The sequence below is a fragment of the Staphylococcus equorum genome (assembly GCF_029531845.1).
Lineage (GTDB): Bacteria > Bacillota > Bacilli > Staphylococcales > Staphylococcaceae > Staphylococcus > Staphylococcus equorum_C.
The window spans coordinates 18,946-32,386 of sequence record NZ_JAMBPV010000010.1; the positions used below are offsets into that span (position 1 = coordinate 18,946).

11 protein-coding genes are annotated in these 13,441 nt (G+C 31.8%); 4 read left to right on the forward strand and 7 right to left on the reverse strand.

The window, feature by feature from the left end:
- Positions 1-3: 3 nt before the first annotated feature.
- The 4 genes from M4L39_RS11335 to M4L39_RS11350 all read right to left on the reverse strand — a co-directional run bounded on the left by M4L39_RS11335 (position 4) and on the right by M4L39_RS11350 (position 5,927).
- Positions 4-1,332 carry an LLM class flavin-dependent oxidoreductase gene (locus M4L39_RS11335; RefSeq protein WP_277582127.1) on the reverse strand — a complete coding sequence of 443 codons (1,329 nt, stop codon included), beginning with the start codon at positions 1,330-1,332 and terminating at the stop codon, positions 4-6.
- Complete coding sequence (locus M4L39_RS11340; protein WP_277582128.1) at positions 1,329-2,345, reverse strand: MsnO8 family LLM class oxidoreductase; 1,017 nt, start codon at positions 2,343-2,345, stop codon at positions 1,329-1,331. The genes M4L39_RS11335 and M4L39_RS11340 overlap by 4 nt, the downstream gene beginning before the upstream one ends.
- A 238-nt stretch (positions 2,346-2,583) precedes the next feature.
- Positions 2,584-4,248: a Na/Pi cotransporter family protein gene (locus M4L39_RS11345; RefSeq protein WP_277582129.1), complete on the reverse strand. Its 1,665-nt coding sequence runs from the start codon at positions 4,246-4,248 to the stop codon at positions 2,584-2,586.
- Positions 4,249-4,637: 389 nt separating this feature from the next.
- Entirely contained in the window at positions 4,638-5,927 is a 1,290-nt protein-coding gene (locus M4L39_RS11350) for an ABC transporter permease (RefSeq protein ID WP_277582130.1), read from the reverse strand.
- A gap of 155 nt (positions 5,928-6,082) precedes the next feature.
- On the opposite strand from M4L39_RS11350, the gene M4L39_RS11355 reads away from it, so the two are divergent.
- The gene (locus M4L39_RS11355; RefSeq protein WP_277582131.1) at positions 6,083-6,703 is read left to right on the forward strand and encodes a TetR/AcrR family transcriptional regulator; all 621 of its coding nucleotides are present in this window, start codon (positions 6,083-6,085) and stop codon (positions 6,701-6,703) included.
- A gap of 66 nt (positions 6,704-6,769) precedes the next feature.
- Positions 6,770-7,708 carry a magnesium transporter CorA family protein gene (locus tag M4L39_RS11360; protein ID WP_277582132.1) on the forward strand — a complete coding sequence of 313 codons (939 nt, stop codon included), beginning with the start codon at positions 6,770-6,772 and terminating at the stop codon, positions 7,706-7,708.
- Positions 7,709-7,933: 225 nt separating this feature from the next.
- On the opposite strand, the gene M4L39_RS11365 is transcribed toward M4L39_RS11360, so the two are convergent.
- On the reverse strand, positions 7,934-9,376 hold the full coding sequence (locus tag M4L39_RS11365) for a sucrose-specific PTS transporter subunit IIBC (RefSeq protein WP_277582133.1): 1,443 nt from the start codon (positions 9,374-9,376) through the stop codon (positions 7,934-7,936).
- A 139-nt stretch (positions 9,377-9,515) separates the two neighbouring features.
- Positions 9,516-10,091: a peptidoglycan recognition protein family protein gene (locus tag M4L39_RS11370; protein WP_277582134.1), complete on the reverse strand. Its 576-nt coding sequence runs from the start codon at positions 10,089-10,091 to the stop codon at positions 9,516-9,518.
- 228 nt (positions 10,092-10,319) lie between these two features.
- Between M4L39_RS11370 and rsp the strand changes: the two genes are divergently transcribed.
- Positions 10,320-12,419 (forward strand): AraC family transcriptional regulator Rsp, encoded by a 2,100-nt coding sequence (gene rsp / locus M4L39_RS11375; RefSeq protein ID WP_277582135.1) that lies wholly within the window; start codon positions 10,320-10,322, stop codon positions 12,417-12,419.
- Between the two features lie 156 nt (positions 12,420-12,575).
- Positions 12,576-12,923, forward strand: coding sequence for a DUF4889 domain-containing protein (locus tag M4L39_RS11380; protein WP_277582136.1), 348 nt, complete (start codon positions 12,576-12,578; stop codon positions 12,921-12,923).
- Between the two features lie 127 nt (positions 12,924-13,050).
- On the opposite strand, the gene M4L39_RS11385 is transcribed toward M4L39_RS11380, so the two are convergent.
- The gene (locus tag M4L39_RS11385; protein ID WP_277582137.1) at positions 13,051-13,407 is read right to left on the reverse strand and encodes a DUF3139 domain-containing protein; all 357 of its coding nucleotides are present in this window, start codon (positions 13,405-13,407) and stop codon (positions 13,051-13,053) included.
- Positions 13,408-13,441: the final 34 nt, after the last annotated feature.

Below are 13,441 nucleotides of genomic sequence, written 5' to 3' on the forward strand. Positions count from 1 at the left end.
GTATTAATGTGTTACTTCTGATTTACTATATCTATTTTCTTTAAAAGGAATACCAAGGTGTTCTCGTAATGTATCACCCTGATATGCTCTATCGTAATAACCTTTTTCTTCTAAGATAGGTAATACATATTCTAAAAACTCTTCATATACAGGTCCATTAATATGAGGTCCAAAGATAAATCCATCTGCTGCGCCATGTTCAAACCATTCAATGATTAAGTTTGCTACCTCTTCATAAGTACCAGTAAAAGGAGAGCGACGTGCTGTTTCTTCTAAGGCAACATCTCTCAATGTTAAATTATTTTGTTTTGCACGTGCCGCAATAGAATCTGCAGTAGCACGGAAACTATTTTGTCCCACTTCACCTAAATCAGGGAACGGCGCGTCGAGATTATATTGACTGAAATCATGATGGTCATAATATCTTCCTAAGTAATCTAAAGCTTCGTCAATTGTAGCCAATGATTTTATTTCATCAAAGCGTTCTTCTACCTCAGCATCGGACTTACCAATAACTGGGGATAATATAGGATATACTTTAACGTTTTGTGGATTACGTCCAAGTGCCTTGGCTTGTGATTTAATACTGTCGTAGTTACTTTTAGCAATATCTAAAGATTCACCTAAAGTAAATACAGCATCTGCATATTGAGCTGCATATGCTTGTCCTTTAGGAGACGCACCTGCTTGAAATATCACAGGTTGCCCTTGCTCCGAACGACTCGCATTTAATGGGCCTTTAACTTGAAAATATTGCCCTTTATAATCTAGCGTGTGCATTTTTTCTTTATCTAGATATTCGCCTGTCTCAACATCGAATGTAAAGGCATCATCTTCATAAGAATCCCATAATCCTTGTACGACTTGAAGATGTTCCTCAGCAATGTCATATCTGACATCATGTTCAGGATGGTCTCCTTTACTATAATTATCAGCACTACCAGCAAGTGGCGAAGTTACTATATTCCAACCTGCGCGCCCATGGCTGATTTTGTCGATTGTTGCGAGTTGTCGCGCAACAGTAAAAGGTTCACTATATGATGTTGAAATGGTACCAACTAACCCAATACGTTGAGTAACCGGTGCAAGCGCAGCTAAAAATGTTAGCGGCTCATGTCTATCTAAAAAATGTGGAATAGATTTTTCATGAATAAATAATCCATCTGCCACAAATACAAAGCTGAAGCCTGCTTGTTCAGCTTTTTTAGCAACATCAAGCTGGAACTCAAAATTTGTACTGGCATCACTCGGTACATCTTTAGATTTCCAAGCATGCATATGACCACCAGGACCGTTTAACATGATTCCAAAATCGATTTTATTTTGACTCATAATACCCCTTCTTTCTGCTTTTCTTTGTTATTCGTTATAGCTAATTGTTCTACTGTTTTAATTCTTAATTTATGATTTTGAACAGGCATATGCAGCATAAATTCATCTATATTTCCGTCGTGATTTAATTGATTTAACTGTTGCTTAATTTCCTCTGCGGATCCACTAAAAACATCTATTTGTTTTTCTTCAACTTCAAAGTTTTCAGAACTTTGTTTTTTAAATGTTTCTACTTGTTCCTTTGTATTGACTGTGATTTTTTTACCACTCTTGAAATGTAATGCGTAATTTGTACTACCCTCTTTAACTAATGCCTGTTCTTCTTTATTCTCTGTTACTACGGCAGCTACTCCTACAATGACTCTTCCTTCTGGAAATTGTTGCTTATAATCTTTAAGTGCTTGTTGTAATGTTTTAAAATTTGAATTTATGAAAAATGCATATATAAACCCAACTTTTTCTGTAGCAGCAAAGTGTGCAGAACTTTCACTGCCACCTAGTAGATAAATGTGTGGTGTCGGGATTTCATTATTGCGAATTGTTGTTTTTAATTGTCCATAGTCTTCGTCTTTAGAAAAATCTCCATTATTAAATTGGTTTAATAAATGAAATTTATCATTAAAGGTTGTTTGTGGTGATTTAAATTCTGCTTGCAAAGCTTGGGTCGCTAAAGGGAAGCCGCCTGGGGCTTTACCTATACCTAAATCGACTCTTCCTGGTGCTAAATGACTAATGAGATGAAATTGTTCTATGACTTTGAATGGGCTATAATGTTGCAACATTACACCACCAGAGCCTACACGTATGTTTTTTGTGTGATTCAATATATGTGTTACAAGTATCTCCGGGCTCGTACCTGCTACTTCTTGTATATTGTGATGTTCAGCAACGAAGTATCTTGTATAGTTTAATTTATCTGCTAATTTTGCTAATTCAACGGTACGAGCTATACCGTCACTTACTGTTTCATTTTTATCTATCGGACTTTGGTCAAGTATGCTAATAGCTGTCACATGCTGTCCCCCCATATCAGTTTTCTGAAAAATTATATTATATGTAATATTATGCCTCTCACTACCTTTTGTCAAGTATCCCTATCTCTTTACTAAGGATTAAAAATAAAATAGGTTTATAAATGTAATTTAGTGTTTCAGCTATAGCGATATGCGTCCATTTTGGGCAACACAAAAAGGCTGAGAAGCTTGTTGTACAACAAACTTCTCAGCCTTAAATTTTACATTTAATTAAACTTTAGTAAGTCCAGCCCACTGAATGTTCTGTTTCTTCCTCACTTGAAAGTTCATCAATATCAATCATTGCTTCTGATACATTTCTTGAATGATAGCCAATACGTTCTAGTATAGCAATCATATCTAGATATAACAGGCCACCTTCTGGTGAACATTCACCTGAACTTAAACGCTTAATATGTTTTTTTCTTAAATCATGTTCAAGTGTATATGAATCATTACTTAAATTAACAATTTCATCTTTTTTAACTTTGTCATATACGCTAAACATTTCAACTGATTTCTCGAATGACGTATTCACGTGTGAATAGAGTTTATCGATACTTTGTGCAGCTTTATCAGAGATTTGTACTGGTTCATTATGCAATTGTTTCAAATCTAATATATACGCTTCAGATAATCCAGCTACTTTTAACATCGTACGATTTACGTCAAATAGCACAGTCATTCTTTCTGCATCTTTTTTAGATATTTTTTTCTCAGATATTTTCGTTAAATATTCTTTTACATTTTCATGCATATTATTAATAGCGGCATGCTTTTGAAGTACTTTTTTCTCATTTTTTTCATTATATTCACTAACATTCTCTAATAGCGAGAATGTCATGCGTCCAATGTTTTGGATTTCATCTTGTGCTTCTTGTAAAGCAATACTTGGAGCTCTATTAATTAAATTTTTATCTAAATGTCTAGGTTTGTATTTTTCATTGATATCTTCACCAGGAATAAGTTTTGTAACGATCCAAGCTAAGACAAATATAAATGGTAATTGAATCAATGTATTCGTAACATTAAATGTACCGTGTGCAAATGCAATCGTCATTTCTGGATTTAAGTTCATTACACCTTGCATCCATTCGATAACCCATTGATATATAGGTAAAATCGCTAAGAATATTGCCGCACCAATTACATTAAACATAACATGTACTGCTGCTACTCGTTTTGAAGCAAGTGAGCCAGCTAAACTTGCGAGTACCGCTGTAATTGTTGTACCAATGTTGTCACCTAATAATACTGGTAAGGCACCATTTAAACTAATTAAGTCGTTCGCAAAGAACCCTTGTAATATACCTATTGTGGCACTCGAACTTTGGATGACAACTGTTATAATCGTACCTGCTGCAACACCAAAAATTGGGTTGGTTGACATATCTAACATGAATTGATGGAAACCATCTAAATTAGCTAGTGGTTTTACGGCACCGCTCATTAATTCTAATCCGTAGAATAGCGAACCAAAACCAAATAAAATCATACCAATATTTTTAACTTTACGTTTTTGGACAAAGAATATTAAAAATGCACCAACAGCTAATATTGGTAACGAATATGCACCAAGATCAATACCTATAATAAATGCTGTAACCGTGGTACCTATATTCGCTCCCATTACAACACCAATGGCTTGACGCATTGTCATAAATCCTGCGCTTACAAGTCCAATCGTAATTACTGTTGTACCAGAACTACTTTGTATCAAAATCGTAACTATCATACCTGCAAGTACGCCCATAAGCGGGTTGCTCGTAAATTTATTTAATATACTTCTAAGACGGTCTCCTGCTGATGCTTGTAAGCCGTCGCCCATTTGCTTAATACCGTATAAAAATATACCTAATCCACCGATAAAAGTGAAAATTATCTCCATAACAGATGAATCCATTGTTACACCTCTTTAAATTATTTGTAAACTATGTGAATTATAACGCATATTTGTAAATTTAGTGTTAATTTTTTATTAAAATTATAGAGTGATTTCTAAATGTTTTTGCAATCATATTTCAATGACATATCACACCCTCTATCAAATACTTTAGTGGCAGTGTTTTTCTAGTTATTTTATCGGTTACACTTGTAAAATAATTATGTCTTTTTAATGAATTTAATCATATAAATATATTCAAAATAATTAATTCTCTTTATTATGTTTTTATTGAGGTGTATGTATTAAAAGCGTCTCCCTAAAATTTAGGGAGACGCTTTTAATTTGATCTTAATTCTTATCCAAACTTTTTCTCTAATTGATTGTTATATACCATTAATCAACTTAGTTTAAGATGGCAATTCTGAACGTTTTCCACTATGCTTTCTAATCATTGCTGCTAATACAGATGAAACTATACCGAAAATTATAAATCCTATAAACATCCACATTGTTGAATTCATTTCTAATGGCTGATGCATATAGAGTAATTCTCTTAAATATTCAGCATAGTGCGTAAATGGGTTCCAATTCACTATATAGTCTTGATAAAATTTCGGTAACATTTGTTTTGGCGATGTTACCAGTTGCATGCTAAAGAACATTGCTATAAAGAAAATAGGTATTGATTTCATACCTAACCACGTCATTACACCTAAGATTAAGCCCATAAATCCTAGAATAGAAATGGATATATAAATTGCTATTTTATTTATATCAGGGAAGTCAAAACCTAACACACCTGACATGAAATAAACATAACCGAATCCACCAACAAATGCTGTGATCACTCCTACAATCATTTGTCCCACTGAAGCAATGATACGTTGCGAAATTTTAACATTATTACTCGTTCTAAATGCAAAAAATAGTAATATTGAAGCTACAATTGAGCTTATCCAGACTGGCATAAACATTAAGAACGGCGCGTTACCGCTAGCTTGGTGGTCCTTCACTTTATTCACTTTTTTATCTACTACATTCACAGGTGTTGTAATATCTTTGATATTGCTCACATCTACTTGAACATTTTGTTGATCTAATGTATCTAAACTCTGTTGGGAAATTTGTTTATTCAGATTATCCCCGATACCTTTGAGTACATTAGATGACATTTGTGAAGCCTGCATATTCGCCCCACTATTCGTAAGTGTTTTGAATTTAGCTTGCTTAACTGTTATATCTTGGCTACTACTTGCTTGAGCCATTTTCTGCTGCATTTGTTTAACTTGAGCAGCAGATATTTCACCTGATTTCACTTTATCTTCCATTTCTTGTTGCTTACTATCCATTACTATCTTTTGAGTTTTACTCATCGCGTTTTTTGAAAAATCTTCTTCGAAAATTGCAGCACCAAAATATTTTTGTTCATCTAATCCTTTGCGCGCTTCTTTTTCACTATCTTCATTGATCCATTTTATTTCATCAGAGTTACTATCCTTTAATTTGTCTTCTAAATTTTTCCCTATGTTTATATCTTTATTTTGAATAGATGTCCCTTCATCGTGATTCACAATTGCGATTGGCATCTCTTTCGGTTGTGGATTATACGCTGGATAAAACCCAATTGAAAAAATTGCAAGTATGATTAATATTGCTATTGGCGCAACCCAAAGTAATTTACTTTTAAATATATTCATACGATTTACCTCCTTATTAAACATCGTGTTGATTATTGACTACTTTGTTTATTATAATGAGGTTAATTGAATATTCAATATGCAATAACAATCATATTGTCTGTTTATCAACATATAAATACATATTGTTAATTAACTATAATGAGGTGACTACTATGCCAGAAGATCGACGTGTACGTAAAACTAAATCGGCGATTAAAAATGCTTTTATACAATTACTTGATGAAAAAGATTTAGAAAAAATTACCATACAAAATATTACACAGTTAGCCGATGTGAACCGTGGCACTTTTTATTTACACTATGAAGACAAATACATTTTACTTTCTGATATGGAAGATGAATTTATATCAGGGTTAGCCGATAAAATCGTATTTGAAAAAGTCATTATGCATGATGTAAGTATTGAAGCATTTGCCAAGGCCTTTTCAGAGGAAGTTTTAAAGAATATCATTACTTATTTATACGACAATATTGAATTTTATAAAGTGATTTTTAAACTTGATAGAAAAAGTAAAATAGAAGAAAAAATTTCTGATTTAATGTTAAATAATATGAAAAAAAGCATACCTTCAACTAATACCGTATCTGATATTCCTATTGATTATTTTCATAGTTATGTAAAGGGGGCAACAGTTTCATTTATAAAACATTGGGTACAAGATGAAGATAGAATGGATCCTAATACAGTAGTTGATTATTTGTTTAAAATTATCTTTAATGGTCCTTTGCGACTTATGGCTAATGAACACCATAATACTGACCACACAAATTAAACTTGTCATCTTTGTATTTCTCCGCTAGTATTAAAAAGAATTTTAGAGGAAGGAACTATTTGTATTATGATTAGTGCATATAAACACACACAAACACACGATATTGTTGAATCTCCATTAGATCAAACCGCTTCTTGGATAAATGTAGTTGATCCAAATTGGGAAGAAATTGATTCTTTAATAAATTTATACGGTATTCCAGACGACTTTGTTCGAGACCCATTAGATACTGAAGAAAGTGCTCGTGTAGAATATGATGAAGACACACGTTATTCACTGATCATTCTTGATATACCAGTTGTTAATGATACAAATTTAAAAGTACTTTCTTTTATTACGATTCCTTTAGGTATCATCATTGGTAATAAAAAAATAATAACTGTTTGTAATACTGAAAATGAATTTCTCGAAAACTTTAGTCGTCAAAATATTAATTTACATTTTCATAGTCGCTTTGCGCTTAATATATTACTAACGATTTCTAACCACTATAATAGAGATCTTAGATTACTTAATAAAACAAGATTACGCATCGAACGTGATTTAAAAAATAATGTCACGAATAAACAACTTTATAATTTAATGGAAGTAGAAAAAAGCTTAGTATATTTTCTTGCTGCACTTAAAGGCAACGAAGCTATTATCAAAAAATTATTTCGACTACCTGCTATCAAGCGTTTTGATGAAGATGAAGATTTACTTGAGGATTTAGTTATCGAGAATAACCAGGCCTTAGAAACTACAAAATTGTATACGGATATTTTAGAGAGCATTACCTCTTCTTACGCTTCGTTACTGTCTAATGAAATGAATAATACGATGAAGACACTAACATTATTTACTGTATTCCTCACTTTACCTACATTGGTATTCAGCTTTTTTGGAATGAATGTGCCCTTACCTATAGATGATCACAGCTATGTATCATGGCTTATTGTCGTTGCTATTTCATTAGTCATCGTGACGATTGTTGGCGCATTTTTATGGCGTAAACAAAAGCTTTGAATTTAAATTCTGAATAGCTACTTATATATTCGTTCATTTTTTAAATCATACTAAAAATTGTTAAGTAAAAATATTTCAACATAACAATGCACCCTTAAAAGTTAGTTTTTAAGGGTGCATATCATTTAATATTGCTTACTTTTAAATTGTAAAAAATCTACATCTCGTAATATTTTGAAACAATAGTTCTAGTATGCATCATTAGAAAATTCGTTTTTTATTTAATTATCCTACTTCATTTTTATAGTTTTTTCTAAAAGATAGACCATACGTAAACGCAAAGGCTACGATAAAGGTAATGAGCATCGCAATTCCATAATGTAACCAACCATTGTTTTGACCACTGATAGATATAAATCCTGGAAGCCCTGCAGTACCTAAAGCAATTGCCTTAACTTTAAAAAATGAGATATAGGCTGAGCCAATACCTGAACCTATAATTGCTCCAATAAATGGATATCTCAATTTTAGATTCACCCCAAACATCGCAGGCTCCGTAACACCTAAAAGCGCTGAAATTCCTGCAGCAGATGCTACACCTTTTAATTTCTTGTTCTCTTTTATAATAAAGAACGCAGCTAAAGCTGCTGCACCTTGTGCTATGTTAGACATCGCTGCAATTGGGAAGATAAATGAACCATCTGTAGAAGCACTATCTGCAATTAATTGTGTTTCAATTGCAATAAAACTGTGATGCATACCTGTAATTACAATCGGCGCGTATAACAAGCCAAAAATAAGCCCTCCAATTGCACCACCAAATTCATATAACCATGTTAGTCCATCAGATAACCAATAACCTAATGTGCGTGTAATTGGTCCAACAAATAAAAACGTTATAAATGCTGGTATTAATATTGAAAATAACGGGGTTAATAAATTATCTAATACAGCTGGTACTACTTTACGTAAACCTTTTTCTAAATTAGCTAAAATATAAGCGGCTACCAACATTGGTAATACTTGGCCTTGATAACCTACTTGGTTTATTTCTAAACCAAGTACATTCCAAGAAGGTATTTTTTCCCCTTCTTCTAAAGCATTTGGAAAATCATAAGCGCTCATTAACTCTGGATGTACAAGAATCATCCCTAACGCTGCACCAAGAAAGGCGTTTCCTCCAAAGCGTTTGGCAGCGCTAAAACCAATTAGAATTGGCAGTAACGTAAAAGGTGCATTAGCAAAGATGTTAATCATTTCTGCCAGACCTTTAAATTGATTATGTACTTCTATTAAAGACTGTTTATCATAAAAAATACCTGGTGCTGTTAGAATATTATTTATCCCCATTAATAAACCACCAGCTACGATTGCTGGTATAATTGGTACAAATATATCAGATAACATTTTCACAAATCTCTGGAATGGATTCATGTTTTTATGACCTTCTGATTTTACTTCTGATGTTGTAGCAGCTTCTTTACCTGTTATGCTTTCTAACTCTGCAAATACCTTGTTTACAATACCAGCACCTATAATAATTTGATATTGCCCACCGGTAGAAAATGTCCCCTTTACAACATCCATTTCGGATAACTCTTTGTCATCTACTAAGCTTTCATCCTTAAGAACAAGACGTAATCGTGTAGCACAATGTGCCATCGCATCTATATTTTCTTCTCCGCCGATCGCCTGTAGTATTTCTGCAGCAGATTTTTTATAGTTCATCTATATACCTCCCATTAAAATAGAACCGGTTCCAAGTATGAATGTTTTAATTGTAACCGGTTCCAATGAATTACGCAATAGCTAAATGAACTTTTACATAACTCGTTCTATGCGGTATTTAACACTTACTAAATGATGATCACCCTATATTTTCAACTTCAGAATCAACAACTTTATTATAATATCCTTGAATTTTACTTATAAAATAATCTTTTAGTTTGAGTATAGACTCTGGATTCGTCTGTGCATCTTCGAGATGAATCTTCCATGCTCTGTCTGGACATTCAGTTTCAAAAAATTCTTTGTGTATTCTAACGGTATTTCTATTAACTGGTAAATTGTATTTTTTTAATAATAGCGCAGCAACTCTAAAACTAACTTCTTCATTTTCCATAAATTCTTGATCCGTAAGCACACCCCCTCTTTTAGATTGGCAACGTTCTATGCCTATAAAATGTGTATTGGCATAGTTATTACCACAATGCCATTCTATGTATTCTGTTGGGTGAAACCAAAAACAAGTATCCACATCTACATAAACACTTGCCCACCCTTTTTCAAGTTCATTTTTTGCAATCCTATTATTTAGCCATTCTATATATTCATGAGCAGCATAATTCTCCGCATCATCATGAAGTACAATGCCTAATATATCGGGTTTTAAATTAGTTATTTTGTTATATGTTGTATAAAAATTTGAATATATATGATTCATGAATGAATAACCTCCTCTAAATAATAGCTATCTTAATTAAAAATTAGTCATTCTACAGTTAAAATTTATACTAACTTCATTTTACATTGTTCTAAATTTAATTTTCATCTCTATATCACCGTATAAAATTCAAAAATATTTATATTTAAAGTATTACTGTTCACAACATTTTATTATATAATGTAATTTGTTCAACAAATCATTTTTCTATTAGGAGTTGCTTTTATTATGGAAAATACAACACTATGTATTCATGAATATTTAAGTACATACACACGACGTTGTATCGACCGAGTAATCTTGTTATTTTCTTTAAACAACCAACTTGACGTCGTAATCAATGGGAAACATGAATCTGTTGGCAGCAATCTAATCGTCATCAATCATAGCGATTTATATCAAATCACAAACGCTGAACGACTCGTTGAATTAACGATACCTGTACAACAATTTACGGAAGTAGATCAATCATTCTTTCATTGCTATTATAATTTCAAGTTAATAGATTCTAGTGCGTATATCAAGTATTTAATTTTAACTATGATTGAGCAACTCAGCCGCTTAGATGCTACGGAATCTTCAAATATCATTGAACTTATTACTATTTTAAATAAAGAAGCTAGAATTAAACAAGATTTTATTTATGTACCTTCCATTCAATCTGAAAGTAATTTATTAAATAAAATCACTATATTTATTAAAGCCCATATCACTCAACCTATTTTTTCAAAAGATATCTCTAATTCTTTTTATATATCAGCACCATATATCTCTATTTTGTTCAAAAAATATTTAGGGATAAGCTTTAAACATTATATTGCTAGCTTAAAGATAGCTACTTCCTTAGCAGAATTAGTACACAGTAAGGAGACAATCCATTCCATCTCAGAAAATATGGGGTTTAACCATTATTCAAATTATACGCATCAATTTAAAAACCACTTGAGTACGACACCTAATGAATACAGGAAAAAATTCATGGTATTACAACGGATTCCTGTTAAGCTAATTAACAATGATGTTAGTAATTATACCCCCTATTTCGAATCTATTTCAGTAGAAAAGCCTTTGCCATCTAATCAAGTCAATATCGAATTGGATCAATTATCCTACGAAGATACTGCAAAAACACCGACGCTTTTTATTCACATTGATGATTTAATGGATATCGTTCAATCAACTTTAAACACCAATATCAAATTCACTGATTTATCCGAATCCTATTTAATGATTAACAACATTAGTAAGCTTGCTTTAGAAAAGTTGAGTATCACTGGCATGATTGACTTCATTGATTCACTTTTTTCAAATAATGTAGGTATCGCAATTAAGATTAAATCTAACCATCAATTTAAATTTATTCAAGCTATCATCTTACAATTTTTAAAATACAAAAATGGGTATCATCAGCAACACTCTAATTATAATTTTATAATACTTTTTGACGCTGAACATTTGTCCTTAAAAGAGATCAACCGTTTAAATATTAAAGTGAAAGATTTAAATATAAGTATAAAAACAGCTACAACAGTAGAAGGTGTGATTAAACAAACGCATTCTTTAAAAAGTGCATTTGAAATGTTACACAGATTTAATTTTGATTTTTACTTTATTGATATTGAACAAAAGGATGTCCAATCATTGCTTACTAAGAAAAGTAATATGTTTAATAATTCAATGAGTTATTTTGACTACTATAATCAACTCATTGAAGCATCACAAATTCACACCTCAAAATTTGTCTATACCAAACTCACCAAAGAATGTTTTAAATTATACAAAGAAAATACACCCTTAGAAACTGCCGACTTAATGTGCCATATATTAATTATGCTCAATCGTGGAAGTGGTGTAGGTTACGAATTAACAACTAAAGACAGTATGGATATTGCATTAATGAATCGTCACGGAATATACGAGCCTTTAATGTATTTATATCAATTTGTGAAGCCTTTTATTGGTAAACCCTTATCAGTTCATGAAAATTATATCGTTTTTAAAGATTTTCAAAGTATTCACATATTATTATTTAATTCACTGAAACATCGCTTTTCACCACAAGAAGTACTTAAATTTGTTCTAAGATCTCATGTATTACCTACTAAGGCAATGCTATTTATACAAACGCTTAATAGAGAGCATGGTCTTATTGATTACGCCCTTCCACCTTTATTAAATGAAACGTATATCGAACGTACACTCTTACGTCATATAGAACAAGCAAACACGCCGAAAGCCGAGTTAAAACAATTTATACGCACAGCTAATCCGCTAGAGTTTGAGCTTCATTATGATGAGCTAAAGTATATACGTATCTCGCCATTCTAAATACCAATCAATGTTATACTTAAATCAGCTTATCTTATAAATAAGTCTAAAATAGTACTATTTATTATAAAACGAATACAATAACCCATTTTATAATTGCATTATTTTAGCATTTCAGATATAAAAGAAGAAACGGATATAAAGGAGATTTCAACTTTGAAAAACAAAAAAATGTTTGCAATTGTTATTAGTGCAGTGATGTTAATTGTTGCTATCGTTTTAGTCATTATGATGATGTCTAGCGGTCCAAAAGAGACTTATTATGGTTATATGGAGAACAGCACAACAGCTGAAAAAGTAATCAGTGAAAAAGATAAAAAAATAGAAAAAGATGTGAAACTACCTTCTGAATCTGGATTTTCACCTAAGAGTGGAGATTTTGTTAAATTAGTTAAAGCTGAAGGTGACGATACTTATAGTGAAATGGAAGTTATCGATCATGACGATATGCCACATGGCTTAATGATGAAAATTCATGACATGGGTGAAATGAAAGGCATGTAATCCATAAGATTATGCAACAATAGATTATAGATACTTAATTTTTACTTTGTTAATTCATACTAAAAAACGTAGCTACATTATTTGTAGCTACGTTTTTATTTAAAACTTATTATTATTATTTCTATAGTTAGTCTTTAATTTTATAATCTTTTTCAAATGCATTGTATTTGGCGCCTTTGATATCTTTATTTGTCTCAGGATCAAAACCTTGAACTACAATTCCTGTAGTCATGCTGATTGGCTGAACTACATAAGTATGTTTTGGATCATCTTTAAATTTAACTTCTTTATAAAACAAACCTTTTTTAGCACTGTATAGCGTTTCTTCAGATTTAATTTTCTCTGTTAAGTTTTGGTCTTTCATATAATGATCAACTAATTCTAAGTGTTTGTGCCCTTGGTATGCTCTCATACCAAAGAAAAATGCAATTGAAATTATAAACGCTAAAACTAATACACCCATAACTTTAAAAAATGTCTTCATTTATAGTCTCCTCTAGTTAACGCGATATCTTTCT